The following is an 18,529-nucleotide window of genomic DNA, read 5'->3' on the forward strand; positions in this document are numbered from 1 at the left end:
ATCATTATATTATTGGTTAGCAGGAATTGCGGCACCCATGCGCTGCAGCTGCAAAAGAATTTTATTATAGTCGCCCAAAGCCTTGTCCAGCTTATTGCCGCTTGCCGGTGCCAGTTCGTGCAAATCATAGGGCGTATCCTGGTAAACAATGTTCAGCCAGTTCATATAGAACAGATGCGCGTAGCTGCGCCATTTAAATACAGGCTCCTGCGTTGTATCGCCATCGGGGAAATAGAACTCCGGCAAATCAATCGGCAAATTCTTTTTCTTATCACGGAAATATTCATTAGCCAAGGTATAGCGATCATATTCGAAATGACCTAAAACGAAAATGCGGCGCAAATCCTTGGTAGCGCAGATGTTGATACCGTTTTCTACCGAACGTGACAGCACCTGCAGAGCCTTGCAGGCATCAATCGCATCATCATCAACTGCAGTATGACGTGACTGCGGAATAAAGTATCTGTCGTCAAAGCCACGCAGCAGCGGATGATTTTTTACCGTCAGGCCGTAGGGGAAGATGCCAAACATTTTCGCCGGCAAAATCGTCTTATTAACGCCGTAATAATGATACAAAGCAGCCTGCGCTCCCCAACAAAGTGTCATCGTAGAATAACAGTGATATTCCGCCCAGTCCAGATAAGCTTCGATTTCCTTCCAGTAATCTACAGCCTCAAAGGGAATAGTTTCTACCGGCGCTCCCGTCATTAAGAACGCATCGTAATAGCGGTCCTTAACATCGTCAAACTCCAGATAAGCACGATCAAGATACGAATTATCGGTATGCGTAGTTTCACGGCTCACAGTACGGCAGAAATCGACTTCAATCTGCAGCGGAGAATTGCCCAAAAGACGCAGCAGCTGAATTTCCGTCGGCTTCTTCAGCGGCATCAGGTTCAGCACGCATACCTTCAGCGGACGAATACGCTGCGTTGTCGCGCGCTGCTCAGTCATGGTAAAAATTCCTTCCTCCTGCAGTTGGCAGATAGCGGATAAATGGTCATTGATTTTAATCGGCATTGTTTGTTCCTCCTACATTTCCTAACTTAGATTTTCGACTTGCTACAGGAGGATGAGCAATAAAAAAAGCTTCCGTTCCTGTAAAACTACAGGGACGAAAGCGTCGCTTCGTGATACCACCCTAATTCATCCATATGTCACCACACGGACCTCATCAAGTACGCAGGGGTTGTTTACCCTTTAATACTCCAGCACTGTAACGGGTGCACCCGGACGGCCTAAATGCATGCATCTCAGCCCATCGGCTCCAAGACCATCTTCAATGTCACCACCTGCTCCCTCTTGCACCATCACGAAGGCTCTCTTTGCCAGGCTCGTACATTTACTCTTCTCTTCATCGCCCGTTATTAAGTTATGTGCATGATAATACAGTAATTCTTTGTAACTGTCAACAAAAAGTTGCACTTTTCTCGCAGAAAAAGTATATAGCGCAGATTTTGTAAAGTAGGTTACAGAAATTTGGATAAAACATCGGTATCCACTACATCACCTGTGCGACAGATGACATTGTTGTTATTTTCAGAATTTTCTCTTGACTATGTTTACCCTTTTCTATATACTTATCTTAGCTTCACATTTACAACAAAATAAGCAGTACCTACCGGCTCATGTCGGTAGTAATTTAGCAGTACCTATGGTATCCGTACTTTCGGATGCTATGTGTACTGCTTTTTTGTTTGGCAGCTTATGTTGTATTTTGCCGGAGCAAATATTATAATTAAAGGAGGAAACTATGACCAAAAAACTATCCGAAAGCAGTCTCCTGCTGACACAGGAAGAGCTGCAAAAGCACATCTTAGGCATGACCTTGTTCAACGACTTGCTTGCCAGAGCTGTTTTAGAGGACAAAGAGGCCTGTGAGCACATCCTGCGTATCCTTACCGGTATCAAAACCCTGGTAATCAAAAAGAACAAAACGCAGTATGTCATCAGCAAGCTCTCCTCGCACAACATCATTATGGATGTACTCGCTGAAGATGCCAACAACAAGCTTTATGAAATTGAAATTCAGAAGGCAGATGGTGGTATTGCACACGAAAAACGGATGCTTTATTACGCATCAACTATCATCAATGAATACTTTTTTAAAGGTGATCAAACTTATGCATCTGTACCCGAGCTGCACATTTTTTATATCAGCCAGACAGATATCTGGAAGCTTGGTAAAACCTGCTACCCTATTTTAAAGTTTTTAGGCGATACCACTACTCCCTACAACGATGGCCTGCATATGTGCTATATCAACGCAGAGGTTAACGATAGCAGTGATATTGCACAACTTATGCAATATTTTTCTACCGCAGCCGCAGATGATTTTAGCCAGGGAAAACTTTCACAATGCATCAATAATCTCAAAACCACAAAGGAGGGACTCACAACTATGGATAATTTCAGCAAACAAATTTATGAAGCTGGCATTAATGACGGAAGAGCTGAAGGCAAGGCTGAAGGTTTGGCTGAAGGCAAAGCTGTAGGCATCAAAAATCTTATGTCTACACTGAATGTCTCCATCGACCAAGCCATGGATATTTTAAAAACCCCACCCGAAGAACGTCAATACTTTAAGGACCTGTTAGATAAGGAGCTGTAAGCTTCAGCTAACCCAAAGTAGATTTAGTCAAAAAGAGCAATGTCGATTTGCTACTACAAAAAATACACCAGCTAAATGTAGCTTAAATTTCAAGAAATGAAGATTTTGACCAGGACCGCAAAAGCGGTCCTGATTTTTTTTGTATACGGCGGATTTTACGCTTGCAAAAATGGCTGGAGTAATGCGCTCCAGCCATTAACCCCCAATAGCATGGACTAGGTCGACCACAAAATTGGGACCAATGCCTTTTTTAGTCCTTCTCTAGTTCATTCTTAACTCCTCTTGAATTCGCTTCACCAATCGCTTATGAAGTTTCGCATCCACGATACTTACATCAAAGCCTGGAGGTGTTGTTTTAAATTTATCTTTTTCATCCCTTTGCAATTCATATTGTTTACGTTGGAAGTTTCTCAACCCATCTATGTCTACATCTTCTACTAAAATAGCTTCGTTGCAACCACCTTTTATGTGCATCATATTCATTTTAACAGATGATGCCGGTTTAATTAATCTGCTATCACCATAATCAGACGTATTGACCTGTAAACAATAGCAATGCATATCCCTGCACAATGACTCCATAACATTAGAGAAATAATTAATATCCTTATTACATTCTACTGCAACAAATAAGTCTAAATAATTTTTAAAGGCACTACGTAAAGAAATTGAAGCTATTTCAAAACAACAGTATACAGAAAAGAAAACATCATGCCAATAAAACATTTGCAAGGTTTTTCCTTCACGCGGAAAATGGCTATAGTTTACTACCATCCTTTGTTCCTCTGGCGAGAAATGAATCTTTTCATGAAATGCCATATACGCAAAGCTATAATTATTAATCTTATACGGTAATATAACTGCCGTTAAATTTAAAATATCCTTTTGAAAGCTATTTTCATCAGAATGATTCAAGGCTATAATCTCAATTCCGGAAATGATAGCTATCTTATTCGTAGCGCTAAACCTATATAACCTTGGTAGCCACTCATAAGGTAAATAGCATTCCGGGAAGACTATCATATCTACTTTTTCCTTAACCGCCAGCCTTAGGATCTCTTCAAGCTTTTCATATCTATCTAATGAGCGATTATAAACAGCTTTTAAGACATTTTCAAAGTATCTTCCATCTATTTTTGTATTAGCTATAGCAACACGCAACTTTTTCTTAGCTTCACCTTTGATAGCAACAAAAGTTTTGTCTATTGCATCATCAGGATAATATGTATATATATCTTTATCTGTATCTGGTCGATTTGAAGAAACAATAGTAACAACGTTGTCTAACCTATCTCCGTCATAATCATCGCCACCTGTATTTCCATTATTAAACTTATAGTTATAATTTAATAATGCGTAAAGCTTGTTAATTTTCTCATCTACTTCCAGTTTATTCTTTTTACTGAACATCTGAGCTGTATACATTGAAAACTTTAATTCTTCTGGTTTTATAACTGTAGGAGAATAATAGTACTTATTAGTTGATAAATCAATTTCACTAATTAAGCTTAGAGAATTTTTGAGATCAAAAAGAAAAATATTCTCCTGTTCATCTTTGTAATTCTCTTTTTCTAGTTCATCTTCCATTACCTTTATCTTTTCTTGCAGTTTATTTATGATACCTTCAACGCACAATGGAACCATAAATTTATTCAGCATACGTGAACAACAATACTGTTTTCTAAAGCGGAAGATAGTCTTTTCATCCAAAATAGTTACTTCATCTGCAAGCCGCACTTCTTTGAAAATCTTGCAGACATCTTTTATTGCTCTATCTGCGCTACTCCCCCATGCAAGTGCCATAACTCTGCATAGACTAGAATAGAATACCCTTACTAAATCCCTTCTACAAATTTTAGCTTTATCAGACGAAGCATCACCTTTATAAGATAATTTGCGTAAGCTATCTAATATATTCTGAGTAAAGCGAAGTAAATTTTTCTTATCATGCCTCAATATTAATACTTCTAAAATTCTTTCCCAAAGTATGTAATTTTCTATTAAAACATCATCAACCATTAACTTCAGAAGCTCACAAAAATTAGGATTATCCTTACTGTCTGTAAGCATACTAATAGACATCTGCTTACCTAAGAATTTTGATAGCTCAAATTTGTTTATTGCTATATCCTCTAAAGAGCTTATTTTATTGATAGTGTCCGAATACTTTACATCAAATATTTTGCAATAAGCATCAATGCTATATATCGTATCTGCTGGTGCTAAAAATCGAAACTCACTGGAATTTTTTAAGATTTCATTTTTGAAATATCGTAGTAGCATATCAGATGAGCCAGAATCAAAAACAAATAAGCGAACTTTTTTATTCTGAACCTTTATATACACATCTCCATTAACCTTCATTGTACCAGGTTCAGCATTTTGACTACTCTTACTAGCAAGAGGCACCTTTAAAAATTCAGGATTAAGATAATAATAATCTTGATCTTCGACATTTTTATCATCTTTATCATCATTTTGTTTAATATTACTATGACAAAATAAAGCTCTTTCAGATTGATTAAAACAAGCTTCACATTTTTTTGCATTACAGTTTGTCAAATATAATTCTATAATATCAGAAGCCTCTGTATTCTGATTATAAATCAGCTTATACAGCTCACTATTCTTTTCTACCTTATCAACAATAATAATATCATCTACGTAACGACCATAGTACAAAGGATTCCAACGACTATTTATTTGTTGATCTAAAACATTGAGGCGATAGTTCGCTAGAATGCAAGATGGTAAAAAGCCTATCGGAAGAACATTGTTAGCATGCTCTCTACTAGTTTGCTTAATACTATCTTTTGTTATCCATAAATCTTCGCCCTTACACACACTATGCAATTTAGAGGAATAACTCTGTATCACGTTAAACACAAAATTATGAATACGGGTTAATACATCAGTTGCTTCGGATTTCTCATCATCATTTTCTCCTTTTACAGCTTGGAGCAAATTATCAAACTCGTCCTCTTGATAATTTACAGAATAATAATATCGCTGTAAATCCATAGTAAGAATAATTATGTCATCACCTTTATCAAGGTGTTCTCTGGCAATATCTATACCATTATCACGCCAAGCAGTATATTGAGAAAAATAAGGCTCAAACATTCCTGGATAATATGTAGGTTTTTTACCCTTCTTAAACATACTCCTGCGCAATCTATTACCATAAGAATGCTTATACATCTTACCATCTTCATCAAGATAACGACCGATAAGTAAAATCCACAGAACGCCCAAAATATGTCCTTCTATAGGCATGTCAATCATATATTGAAAATCTTTAATGTTGATTTTTTCATTATGATTCTTATTGAAAATGACCTTACTTTTCTCTTTATCTGTAGTATTATTTATTGTTTTAGGAAGAATAAAAATATTTATAGCTTCTAAAATCTCTTTTTCTTTACTTTCCCATTTTGCGGAATCAGTAAGTGATGCTGCTAAATCTTTGAGCTTATTCTCCCACTGATCACCATATTCAAATTCAACGAGATCATTTCGTGTAATAACATTGGATTTATCAAAGAAAATACTGTTCTTTAATTTTTTATAAGCTATTTCAACATATCTTGGTAATTCATCTAATTCAAATAGATTTATTTCAATATTTTCCATGATAACCATTCCTCATTGTTCATCTAATATTATATTTTTGCTTGCGTAAGTTAAAGGCTTCTTGACCGCCATCTATAATTTTACAAATATGACTCTGAATGCTTTTTTAGGCAATACAAGGGGATTTTCCAAAAAAGCGGAACACCTTGTCAAAAAACACCAAATAATTTGTCCTTTATTTGTCAGCTACTACGAATAAATGCGGAAATGTAGATGCTCACAATATCCCAAGTAAATTATATCAGAGATTTGCATAATAGTGGATACTGAATTTCAGGTACTGTCAATATTGATACGTACACGCGGCCAATACACTAACGGAAATTTCACATTTGAGCAAAGCATTTTTGATTCATAAATTGTTCCTGCAGAAATATTCTGTCCCCAGAGAATCATTGTAAGGAATGATAGTCTCTATGTCTATCTTTTTGAATTTGTGCAACTTATTATACGTCATCAATTTAACCACTCTAAAATTGACTCTATAGTAGTTTTCTGCTATGATAAAGATGTTTTTAAATTAACTGAATATTAGTCTGCAGAGGAGTTCTGATATTATGATTTACATCCATACAACATATATTATAACAGCGATTGTGTTTTACCTGTTTTCCTACATCTACTACTTAAAAATCTCCCACGGCTTAGGAAACAAAGCAACTTATCTGCAAATGCGACGTTTTGTTCCCTGCGCCATTTTAGCGGTACTGCCAGCTGCTCTCGCCAGCTTGCCCTTATCTTCACCGCTGTTCTTAATTCCAGCAGTTATAGCAGTACTTTGGATTCTTACGTACCCCACTCTTTACTTCATCAGTAATCACAAGGTTTCTTCTGATTTTGAATTTCACTTCGAAGCTGTATTCGGCTTATATTTTATCGCATGGATTTCTTCTCTTGGTATTCTAGCGCAGCAAGTTAGCTGGCTCGCTATTCCTGCCACTATATTTATTACTCTTGCAGAGTTAATTATGCTCGCTATCCCTATAGCACAATTGATTTACTATGGCCTTTACAAAGCTTGCATTAACGAAAATGGTATGGAAATGATTCAAGAAACTCACTACAACGAAATTATTGAGTATATTAAATCCATGCCTATCATGCTTAACATCATTACTTTCTTGGGCAGTATTTTCGTCACAGCTACTATGCTCTTCGTAAATTATCAAGAAATGGTAATCCAAAAGAATACTGCCATCCTTAATCTGGCAATAATCGTTGCTATAGCAATCTTTTTATCTACCTATCTTTGGAAGAAAAAGCATGGCGTTTTTGTTCGCACAGCCATTGTAGAATTTTATTTAGATGTCAACGAATATCTGGCAACTAATCTGCAATACAGCCAAAATATGCAGAAACGCATCAGCAAATTACAGGTTACATTATTGAACAAGACAGATAAACCGCACACTATTCTTTTGATTATCGGAGAATCTGCATCACGCGACTATATGAAAGCCTTCAATAAAGAGTACAAATATGATACCACTCCTTGGCTCGACAGGATGGCTCAAAGCAAAAATTTTATTCTTTTTCCTAATGCTTTCTCAATTGGTGCAAACACAGTCTTAGCTGTATCTAATGCTATGACAGAAATAAACCAATATAATGATAAAAAATTTTATGAATCATGCTCTATTATTGATATAGCCCATGCAGCAGGCTATAAGGTACATTGGTACAGCAATCAAGGCCACCTTGGTAGTGCTGATACCCCGGTCACATTAATTGCCAATACTGCAGATGTTGCAAAATGGACGAAACAGGAACTTAATCAAATTCAATATGACGAATCTTTATTAGATTATTTAGGAGAATTAGATACAACTAAAAATAATTTTCTTGTTGTCCACTTAAAAGGAAGCCATTTTAATTTTCTTAATCGTTATCCTGAAAGCTTTACTAAATTGGGTACTGCTGGAAAATATGAACTAGAATTAAACTATGCTAATTCCATTGCTTATACAGATTCCGTGCTTGAGCAAATTTTCAACTATGCTAAGGATAACCTTAACCTACAGGCGATGGTCTACTTCTCTGATCATGCCACTGTTCCAGACAAAAGACGCTCGCCAAACTTTGAAGGCCTGGCGAGCGTAAGGATTCCGTTTTTTACTTATTTTGCTGATGAGTATATAGCACGGCATCAAGAAGTATACGATACACTGAAAAAGCATGAAAACTTTTATTGGACTAATGACTTAGCCTATGAGCTATTATGCAGTATATTGGATATCAAATCGAATCACTTTGATGAAACTAATTCGCTGGCATCAGAAAAATTTAAGTATAAGCGTGAAGATTTAAGAACTAATTGTGGACAAACTAAAATATAGCATCATTACTATTCTGCCTTTTTATCTTTTACTGCATAATCATTCTTATCTTACTATCATCACCGTATACTATAGGACTATCATAATCTCTGTCTGGAAATGCACCATAGTCCAATTTAATGGTATAATTTTTTTCTCTTATAAAATTCTCAACCTTTTCTGCTAAGCTAATCGGTTTTCCGCTGCAAACGTTTATAATACCATTAATCTCTCGTTGAATACTAGCTAACACTATCATTTTAGCTAATTCATCAACTTCAATAAAATCATATTTATTCTTGCCAGAAGTGAACGGAAATTTGTTCTGACCATTTTCAGCAGCTTGCATAATTTTAGAAAAAATATTGTTGCTCCTATGCTCATCTCCAGTAATATAATAAGCTCTTAACCAATGCAAAGCGCAAGCAGTATCTTTTGCATACAATAAAAGACTTTCTCTTAAAGCATTTTTAGCAATCCCATATTGTGATAATGGGTTACAAGGTGTCTTTTCATCTATCTTACCTTCCCAATAACCAATTTCATGCATAGTACCCATGACAGATAGATATTTTAATCCTCCATCTATCATATTCTGCAAAAAAGTAACATGTTTAGATAAATCTTCCATATGAGCTTTGGAATTATGAACAAATCCTTGTCTCCAAGCTAAATGAATGCATACCTCAGGCGCGCCAATCTTTTGAAAAATATCAGGTTCAGCATTAAATAAGTTTATTTCACATTTTTTGACTGAAGGCTTCAAATTATTAAAGCTAAAATCTGCTGCTATAACTTCATGTCCTAAAGATAGCGCTTCATTTACAACATGGGTACCAATGAAACCATTGGCACCAGTCACCAATATTTTCAATCATTTCCCTCCTCAACGATTTCCATACATCTTCTCATAATAATTCTGATACTCGCCATTAATGATATCCTTCCACCACTTTTGGTTCTCAAGATACCATTTAATGGTCTTTTTAATGCCATCAGCAAACTTTGTTTCCGGCAGCCAGCCCAGCTCATTATGAATCTTAGTCGGATCGATTGCGTAACGCATATCATGGCCTTTGCGGTCGGTTACATGCGTAATCAGGCTCTCCGGCTTGCCTAACTCTTTACAAATCAGCTTCACGATATCAATATTGCGCATCTCATTATGACCGCCGATATTATATACCTCGCCTACTCTGCCCTTATGAATAATCAGGTCAATCGCCTTGCAGTGATCTTCGACATACAGCCAATCGCGTATATTCAAGCCTTCGCCATAAACCGGCAGCGGCTTGTCTGCCAAGGCATTCGCAATCATAAGCGGAATCAGCTTCTCAGGGAAATGATACGGTCCGTAGTTATTGCTACAGCGAGAAATGGTCACCGGCAGGCCATAAGTTCTGTGATAAGCCATTACGAGCAGGTCTGCGCCAGCTTTAGAGGAAGAATAAGGACTGCTTGTATGAATCGGTGTTTCCTCCGTAAAGAACAGGTCAGGTCTGTCGAGCGGCAAATCGCCATACACTTCATCTGTCGAAACCTGATGATAGCGCTTAATGCCATACTTGCGGCACGCATCCATAAGTGTTGCCGTGCCCATGATGTTCGTCTGCAAGAAGATGCCAGGATCTTCAATGGAACGGTCAACGTGCGACTCAGCAGCAAAGTTTACCACAATATCAGGCTTTTCTTCTTCGAAAAGCTTATTCACCGCTGCTCTGTCGCAGATGTCTGCTTTGACAAAGCGGAAGTTAGGATTATCCATTACAGGCTCTAATGTTGAAAGATTGCCTGCATATGTCAGCTTATCCAGACAAATAATGCGGTAGTCCGGATACTTTTTCAGCATATGAAAAATAAAATTACTGCCGATAAAACCTGCACCACCAGTTACGATTATGTTCATTTATATTCCCCCTTCTGAAGTTTTTTTACATGTAATGTGAAATAGTTTCTTAGATATATTTTTAATTTTTCTATTGTTTTCTATATCAATACTTGTATATTTCAGATAATCTTCAAGTTTGTTATATGCATCACGACAAAAATCATAATACAAATCATCTAAACTACTTGACTTTATCCTATTAATAAATTCATTTTGTGTGTAAAACTGAAAAAGCAACAATGATTTTATCGGATTATCCTTTCGAGAAGTTCGAGGTCTCATTAATAAACCATGTGCTTTTTTGAATATATCCTCTACATTACAATCAACATTGTTTTTAATCATCAATAAGTACAAATTTGCTTGCTGCGTATCAACCTGAAAAGGATTATTATCGTTACCGTCTTCAAAGAAAGAGTATGCGTTATCCAAATACGTTTGTGCTAAATCATATCGTTTAAAATTCATACAAGCGATAGCATATTGTAACCAAAAAAATGTATTTCTTTTATAATATTGTAGTTCTTTAATTTTATTATAATATTCAAGGATGAATTCTGTTTTCTTTGTATTCCATACTAAGAAAGTTTTTACATGGGAAAACGAAACAATGTTTTTTAATATATTTTCGCATCTATTTATATGTAAAAAATCATTGAAGTATTTCGCTGTTTTTACTAGTGCATTTATTATTTCTCCATTACAATTTAGCGTTTGTAGAATATAATTTGCAGTAATAGAAGACTTGAGGGTAAATTCGCCACTACTTCCTGAAAAATCTATAATTTCCTTTACATTTTTATCAATTACGAATGGTACATCGAAAGCAACATTTGTTCCTAAAATATTTGATATTTCTTTAGGTCTAATATTTAAGCTCATTACTTTTACTAATAATGCTAATATTAAAATTTCTAATTTTCTATCGTCTTCTTCTGAAATGTTTTTTATTAAATTTGCGATTTTATCTTTTATTAGATCCGATTTTATTACATCTAATAAGATTACTTGTAATTGCCCATTACCGTATTTTTTTGAAAGTAATAATTTTCTCTTTTGATTATTAGATAAATTACTTTTATTCCCCCATAGACCATTTTTATCAAATATATTTGATAATTCAGTTGCCTCTTTATCATTTAAGTAATTTAAGTTTATTATATCACTGGTTCCTTGATTTAATTCCAATACACTACAGATTTCTCTCATTCTGACATCATACATTACACTTCTAGAAGAAAATATAAATTGTATATTCTTTCTTTTATGTAAAGAAAACTGTTCTATTTCATTTATATAATTATAATAATTTTCTATAATGATTACTAATTTATCCTTTAGCGAAGTAATATGTGCTATTTCTCTAGATGTTATACTTTCGAAAGCCTCTTTCAATGTGAATATCTTGTAATTTTTTTCTTTTAGCTTATGTTTTAGTAATTCTAGGAAAAGGTTTTCCCATTACCTAAATTAGCATGTATAAAAATCGCTTTGCTACCATTATCTAAATCTTCAATGACTTTATTAATTTTATCTCTATATACTATGCCATCATATTTATTACCTGATTTATGCCATAAATTATTAGATAATTTACCATACATAAACATATCATATACGGCAAATATATTAGCAGATTCTAACGCTGGCTCATTTTTATATTCTTCAAACGATTTATATTCAAAAGTAGTTTCTATATTGTTTTTACTATAAGTTTGAGCATATGTTGCTAACTCACTACTAAACGATTCCACTCCAACAGATAACACCGTTCCCAGTCTTTCAAGTTGTCTCTTTAGATTGTTTTTTATATCTTTTGATTGTATAAAATAAACCCTATTATCTATCGTTTTTTTACTTAGAAATCTCTTTAAGTCTAAATCATATTTTAACGATAATCCAACAACCACAATTGCACTGCTGCTTTCTAAATCTTCCCTAAAAATATTCCCCCAATATGATCGAGAAAAATCTATCGCTTTCATATAGCTTTCTTCAGTTAACTTGAACTCAGAATCAAGTGTTTCTTCATTTAAATTACCAATGTATCCATTTATATATATACATAGTTTTTTATTTAATAACCGCCTATTATACTTTGTTGAAAGTGTTATCGGATAAATTCTGTTCGCTTCTTGTTCTCTAGTTGCCCATATTGGTACTTCATCATAATTAGTTGTATAAATTCTTTTCCATTCTTGCCTGTATAAGTTTTTATGTTCTTCCCTTATTTTTCCTACAGAGAATAATAATTTCAACTCTTCAATTAACGAATTAGCACTTTTTTTCTCTAGATATGTTTGAGCAGCATTACTCAAATCATCATCCATTTCGTCCTGAGATATTCCTACTTGTTTATATAAATAATTTGTCAAGTCGATTCCACTAAAAAACTTATGACCATCTGGATTTTCCACATTTATGTGTGCACCTGAACCAGTAATTAAAATAGCAGTTCCATCACATATTTTTTTGAACAATTCTTCGTTAGCCATTTTTCACCTCATTGACATTTTCTAAAAAATTTCATGCAAAAACGGATTTTTCTTGTCCTTTTCAGAAAGAATAGGATTCTCGATACCCCAATCAACACCAATCTCCGGGTCATTCCAACGAATACCGCCATCAGCTTCAGGTGCATAATAATTATCTGCCTTATATAAAAATTCTACTTCATCAGTTAATGTCACAAAGCCATGACCAAAGCCACGCGGAATCATAAGCTGTTTTTTATTCTCAGCACTCAGTTCTACCGCCACCCACTGCTTATAGGTCGGACTATCATGACGCAGATCAACTGCTACATCAAGTACGGCGCCACGCACACATCGTACAAGCTTAGCCTGGGCTTTATCTCCCTTTTGGAAATGAATACCACGCAGTGTGCCTTTTACGGTACTCAAGGAATGATTGTCCTGCACAAAATTATAGAACAGGCCAGCCTCTTCCATTTTCCTTTGACTCCAGCTTTCCATAAAAAAGCCTCTGTGATCACCATAAACGTCGGGTGTAATAATAACAACGCCTTCTAATTTGGTATTTTCAAACTTCATTATTTTTCACTATCCTTAGTATATAATTTTGCCATCAGCAACCTTTTGCAGATACTGGCCATAAGGAGATTTACCATACATTTTTGCCGCCTCTAGAAGCTGCTCTTTCGTAATCCATCCATGCAGATATGCAATCTCTTCCAGAACCGCAATAGGAATACCTGCGTTTTCTTGTACTGCTTTTACAAAGTCAGAAGCCTCATTAAGACTTGCTACAGTACCAGTATCAAGCCATGCATATCCGCGACCTAAGGTTACTACAGAAAGCTTGTCATCTTCCAGATAGATTCTGTTTAAATCTGCGATTTCCAACTCTCCACGAGCAGAAGGCTTTAAGCTCTTTGCATATTCGCAAACCCTTTCATCGTAAAAATACAAACCGGTAACAGCGTAATTGCTCTTAGGCTGCGCAGGTTTTTCTTCAAGCGAAATAGCCTTGCCTTCAGCATCGAACTCTACAACGCCAAAGCGCTCTGGATCATTGACAAAATAACCAAATACTGTTGCCCCTTCCGCATTGGCTACAGCCTGCTGAAGATGCTTTGTCATTCCTGCACCATAGAAAATATTATCACCAAGAATCATAGCGCACTTATCGCCTGCAATGAATTCTTCACCCAAGATAAAAGCCTGCGCCAAGCCATCAGGGGAAGGCTGAACCTTATAGCTCAGATTAATGCCGTATCTGCTGCCGTCGCCTAAAAGACGTTCAAAATTGGGCAGATCCTGCGGCGTAGAGATGATTAAGATATCTTTGATGCCTGCAAGCATCAATGTAGACAGCGGATAAAAAATCATTGGCTTGTCATAGATAGGCAACAGTTGCTTGCTTGTTACCATGGTAATCGGATATAAACGTGTGCCGGAACCTCCGGCGAGAATTATGCCTTTCATGTTTTTCTCCTATGTATAATTATTGCCTCATGTAAAACGCACAACCATTAATAGATTATTTATTTTAAACAACTTATCGCATCATCTAGTGTCTCAGCTATTTTTTGGTAATTATATTTATTCCTTGCAATTTCTTTGATGTTTAGTGCTGTTTCATTATTGTAAGTTAATATTGCCGCCTGTAGCTTATTAACATACTCATTAATATTTCCCTGTTCACAGATTGCACCAATAGCACCATCATTGGTTACATCATATGCTGATACACCATAATTAGAAAGTACTGGATAACATCCATAATACATAGCTTCTAATACTGATATGTTAAAGCCTTCACTTCTTGATGTTAAACAATAAATTTTTGACTTAGAATAAATCGTATACAGTTCTTCTCGGTTTGTTATAGGTCCAGTAAAAACAACATAATTCCTTAAATTATCGTGTTGCTCAAAAAATTTTTCAATAAATATATCAAATGAATCTGTTTTAGGACCTACAAAATAGAACTTCCATTGTTCAATCAAGCTTTTTGGTAGTTGAGCGATAACTTCTAAAAGCATTTCATTATTTTTTTCATATATACCTAATCTTCCTACAGTAAGTACAATATTTTTTTTAGCTATATTATCCATTTTTGTTATATCTATCCCAAGATTAGATACTCCATTGGTAAGATAGCGCATTCTTCTACCTTCAAACATCGCATTATCTTTCAAGTCATTATAGTATTTTAACGTTTCAACAGTAAATAAATCTACATATTTTGACTTAAATCTTTCTATATGATTTTTTATTTTTCTACTAATACTAGTTTCGTAGAAATGGGTATATCCGCCATCTCCCATATCTAATTTACAATAAACTTTTACATTAGGATTGTAATTCTTACAGTAAGCTGCTAGTTTATAATTAGTGCTACCGTAATTGAAGAACATAACAATATCATAGTTTTTGATTTCTTTTTCTATAAATTTCTTTACTTCATATATATATTCTTTGCGTGTATTCTTCAAATTGCCTAACGATAATACTTTTGCATATTTTTCAAACTCTTTATTGTGATATTCTTTTCCAAAATATGCTAAAGTTCCACTATAGTTACAATATTTGCTTAGACTATATATTATCATACCAGGATCTTTATAAAACCAACTTTCTGTTCCCTCAGCAGGAATAATACATATGACTTTTTTCATTTTAACTACCTTTCATCATCAATATGATAAAATTTTTCTACAAATTTTTTTGTATTTCTCATCAAATCAATATTTTCTCTAATTATTTCATCATCCCAATTCCACCATTTTATCTTTAATAGTTTCTCAATAGTTTCTTTATCAAAACGATACTTTATTATTCTATCGACACCACCAACTACTGCATACGGTGGGACATCTTTCCTGACAATGCTACCTGCTGCAATAACAGCTCCGTCACCTATTTTCACAAAAGGAAAAATCAAGCAATTTGCTCCAATCCACACATCATTGCCTAATTCTATACTATGAAAATAATCTTTTTCTTTCCATCCTCGCTCAAATTTAAACTCCTCATATGTAAGTATTGGGCTAGTTGTAACAAACTCTAAATGATGATTCCCATGTACACTACAATTTCCTAATGCGATAGAAGAAAATGAACCTATTTTTTTAAAGAATTCCAAACCAATATATTCGTAACCATACGTATATCTTCCTACTTGTAAATCTAAATATTTTTCTAGATAATATCTATATAAATTATCTTCCCATCCATATTTTTTCTTACTTAATTTTTTTAAAAACTTAGGAACTTTATTTGATTTCTTCAGGTTTCTTATGACACAGCACAATAAAACTTCGTATTTAGAAATCCCATATTTTTTTTGCAATTTATCCATACTTGTCTCCTTAATGTAGTAACTTCATTAATGTATTTGAGAATAAAAACTCTCTCTCTGTTTTTATCTTACCGCTATTTATTATCTCATTGCATTCTTCTTGATGGTTTAGATAAAAATCAATTTTACGAACCATATCATCTTCATCTTTACACATAATAAAATCTTTACCATCAATAAGCGGTAGATTACCAATATTTTGCTTATCATTTAACAATAAACTATCACAAACCATAACATCAAAACATCTTTGATTTAAACTTTTATGATAAGCTACATTAATATTTAATACAATCTTACTTCTTGCATAAATCTTAGCTAAGTCCCTTGGCACAATAAATCTATTTTCTACGTATTTAGCTAAAACAGGATGTCTTTTTTTTAATTTCCACTGCCCAATATGATAATTAAGCCAATTATTATCATGCCAAAAATGCCCTGCTACAAAAAAACGAAGCTTATTCTTTTCACAATATTCAGCAATAGTATCTAGATACTTCAACCGCTTCTCCGTACCAATGCCAACAAAACACACATCTATATCCTTAGAATATTTCTCATCTTGCAAGAACATTTTGTACAAAGTACCAATAGTCGTATATTTAATATTGACATTAAACTTCTCTTTTCCATATACAACATCCTGTTCTTCAAACGAATAAACATCATTAAAAATATCAAAAAAAGTTATTTTTTGATCTATAGTTTTTATGCTATCAACAAAAAACACCCTAGTATCTTTTTTCTTTAATGCTTCAGCAAATTCTCCTTGAATGAAATACTCATCATCATAGAAGAGATTTATAAATAATATTATATCGTAATTTTCGATTTTAGAAACAAGTTTATCTCTTATTTTTGCGTAATACTTTCTTTTAAAATCATTTATATTGTATTTGTATCTTGCTTTGTTAATAATGTTTAAATCTTTTTTTGGATAGTCCAGATAATATAAATCTATAATATCTCTGTTATCTTTCGCATACTTATATAATCCATCTTTATACAAATTGAAAAATACTGTTTCAGATATAACTAAAATTTTTCTATTCATCTTTACACCATCCATAAACCTATTATTTTTCTGCAACCTTCTTCATCAAATCGTCCCATTGGTCCCAAATCTTCTCCGGTGCAAACTGCGCCATATCTGCTTTAGCAGCCTTGCCCATTTGTACGCGCAACTCCTTGTCACCCATCAGCTTATCAAGTGCCTGCGCTAGTGGTTCTACACCATCATCACATAAGAATCCAGTTTCTCCATCCTTAATTAACTCGTTTACAGCCGGACAATTTTTATAACCAACAGAAGGCAGGCCAACACTCATGCCTTCTGCAAGCGCCATACCAAAACCTTCAAAAGCACTAGGAAAAGCAAAAATATCAGCATCACGTAATTTTTCAGGAACCTTATCTGTCGATCCCTTTATGAAAACCCTTCTCTGTAAACCGGCAGATTTAATCATATACTCCAATTCTTTATAATAAGCAGCCTTCTCCTCGGCCCCCCACAGCTCAACAATCCAATCAGGATATTTTGCAGCTAACTTTATAAATGCCTGGATTAATAAATGCGGACGCTTATGATTTTTCGTCAATCTACCAACAAAAATAATTTTATGCTGCTCTTTGTAGCTAACCAAATCAGCACTAAAATCAAATTGCGGAATTGCATTACCAATTGTTATTGTTTTTGTATCTGGTAAATGATTTTTTATATGCGCTTCAAACGAAGGCATTAATACCTGGCAAACAGCACTCTTGCAGAGTGCTGGTATTTCTTTAACAGGGTAAATGTGAAAATAATCCTCCGGATCACCATGAGACATAGTAATTACAGGAATATCTGTACCTGCATCACATAACAGCAGCTTGCTGGCAGCTGGCTGGTAGCTGATAATTATATCCGGTTTAATTATATTAAGATAGTATTTTACATTATTCAATAAATAATGCTCTTCAAACCAGCTATTTACAGTCCTCGCAGGACGCTTACCTACAGCACGCAACATTTCACGAACTGCTTTTAAATACAAAGGAAATTTAATATGACTTCCATCAGCATTATCTTTTAAATTATAACAATAGACAGTTTCTTTCACAGGATAAAAGAAATCTCCATGGCTTTCGTCGCTATACAAAATACTAACATTATGTCCACGGCTTGCCATTTCATTAGCAAAAGCACTAGTTACCTTCGCCAAACCACCACTATCGTTGACCATCTTTGTGAAATTAGCCAGTAAAATCTTCATT

At 34.6% G+C, this 18,529-nt stretch carries 14 protein-coding genes and 1 other annotated feature; of the genes, 2 read left to right on the forward strand and 12 right to left on the reverse strand.

Annotation, left to right across the window (positions count from 1 at the left end):
* Window positions 1-9: 9 nt before the first annotated feature.
* Window positions 10-1,020: a homoserine O-succinyltransferase gene (metA, locus tag KAH19_RS02175; RefSeq protein WP_210684905.1), complete on the reverse strand. Its 1,011-nt coding sequence runs from the start codon at window positions 1,018-1,020 to the stop codon at window positions 10-12.
* Between the two features lie 87 nt (window positions 1,021-1,107).
* Window positions 1,108-1,367: a binding site (T-box leader), on the reverse strand.
* Window positions 1,368-1,753: 386 nt separating this feature from the next.
* Between metA and KAH19_RS02180 the strand changes: the two genes are divergently transcribed.
* Window positions 1,754-2,611, forward strand: coding sequence for a PD-(D/E)XK nuclease family transposase (locus KAH19_RS02180; RefSeq protein WP_210684906.1), 858 nt, complete (start codon window positions 1,754-1,756; stop codon window positions 2,609-2,611).
* Window positions 2,612-2,872: 261 nt separating this feature from the next.
* On the opposite strand, the gene KAH19_RS02185 is transcribed toward KAH19_RS02180, so the two are convergent.
* On the reverse strand, window positions 2,873-6,244 hold the full coding sequence (locus KAH19_RS02185; RefSeq protein WP_210684907.1) for a hypothetical protein: 3,372 nt from the start codon (window positions 6,242-6,244) through the stop codon (window positions 2,873-2,875).
* Between the two features lie 557 nt (window positions 6,245-6,801).
* Between KAH19_RS02185 and KAH19_RS02190 the strand changes: the two genes are divergently transcribed.
* On the forward strand, window positions 6,802-8,580 hold the full coding sequence (locus tag KAH19_RS02190; RefSeq protein ID WP_210684908.1) for a phosphoethanolamine transferase: 1,779 nt from the start codon (window positions 6,802-6,804) through the stop codon (window positions 8,578-8,580).
* A 28-nt stretch (window positions 8,581-8,608) separates the two neighbouring features.
* On the opposite strand, the gene KAH19_RS02195 is transcribed toward KAH19_RS02190, so the two are convergent.
* From KAH19_RS02195 to KAH19_RS02240, 10 genes are read right to left on the reverse strand one after another with little or no spacing between them, the layout of a single operon-like run.
* Window positions 8,609-9,433 (reverse strand): NAD(P)-dependent oxidoreductase, encoded by an 825-nt coding sequence (locus KAH19_RS02195; RefSeq protein ID WP_210684909.1) that lies wholly within the window; start codon window positions 9,431-9,433, stop codon window positions 8,609-8,611.
* 12 nt (window positions 9,434-9,445) lie between these two features.
* The gene (rfbB, locus tag KAH19_RS02200) at window positions 9,446-10,465 is read right to left on the reverse strand and encodes a dTDP-glucose 4,6-dehydratase (protein WP_210684910.1); all 1,020 of its coding nucleotides are present in this window, start codon (window positions 10,463-10,465) and stop codon (window positions 9,446-9,448) included.
* Window positions 10,466-11,842, reverse strand: a complete 1,377-nt coding sequence (locus tag KAH19_RS02205) for a hypothetical protein (RefSeq protein ID WP_210684911.1) — start codon at window positions 11,840-11,842, stop codon at window positions 10,466-10,468. It lies immediately after the preceding gene.
* A 47-nt stretch (window positions 11,843-11,889) separates the two neighbouring features.
* Window positions 11,890-12,942 (reverse strand): hypothetical protein, encoded by a 1,053-nt coding sequence (locus tag KAH19_RS02210; protein WP_210684912.1) that lies wholly within the window; start codon window positions 12,940-12,942, stop codon window positions 11,890-11,892.
* A 21-nt stretch (window positions 12,943-12,963) separates the two neighbouring features.
* On the reverse strand, window positions 12,964-13,500 hold the full coding sequence (gene rfbC / locus KAH19_RS02215) for a dTDP-4-dehydrorhamnose 3,5-epimerase (RefSeq protein ID WP_210684913.1): 537 nt from the start codon (window positions 13,498-13,500) through the stop codon (window positions 12,964-12,966).
* Between the two features lie 15 nt (window positions 13,501-13,515).
* Window positions 13,516-14,394: a glucose-1-phosphate thymidylyltransferase RfbA gene (gene rfbA / locus KAH19_RS02220; protein ID WP_210684914.1), complete on the reverse strand. Its 879-nt coding sequence runs from the start codon at window positions 14,392-14,394 to the stop codon at window positions 13,516-13,518.
* 59 nt (window positions 14,395-14,453) lie between these two features.
* Window positions 14,454-15,590: a glycosyltransferase gene (locus KAH19_RS02225; protein ID WP_210684915.1), complete on the reverse strand. Its 1,137-nt coding sequence runs from the start codon at window positions 15,588-15,590 to the stop codon at window positions 14,454-14,456.
* A gap of 5 nt (window positions 15,591-15,595) precedes the next feature.
* Window positions 15,596-16,273, reverse strand: a complete 678-nt coding sequence (locus KAH19_RS02230; RefSeq protein WP_210684916.1) for a CatB-related O-acetyltransferase — start codon at window positions 16,271-16,273, stop codon at window positions 15,596-15,598.
* Between the two features lie 10 nt (window positions 16,274-16,283).
* Window positions 16,284-17,327, reverse strand: a complete 1,044-nt coding sequence (locus KAH19_RS02235) for a glycosyltransferase (RefSeq protein WP_210684917.1) — start codon at window positions 17,325-17,327, stop codon at window positions 16,284-16,286.
* A 22-nt stretch (window positions 17,328-17,349) separates the two neighbouring features.
* Window positions 17,350-18,528: a glycosyltransferase gene (locus tag KAH19_RS02240; RefSeq protein WP_210684918.1), complete on the reverse strand. Its 1,179-nt coding sequence runs from the start codon at window positions 18,526-18,528 to the stop codon at window positions 17,350-17,352.
* Between the last annotated feature and the right edge of the window lies 1 nt (window position 18,529).

The sequence above is a fragment of the Phascolarctobacterium sp. Marseille-Q4147 genome, from assembly GCF_017968825.1.
GTDB lineage: Bacteria > Bacillota > Negativicutes > Acidaminococcales > Acidaminococcaceae > Phascolarctobacterium_A.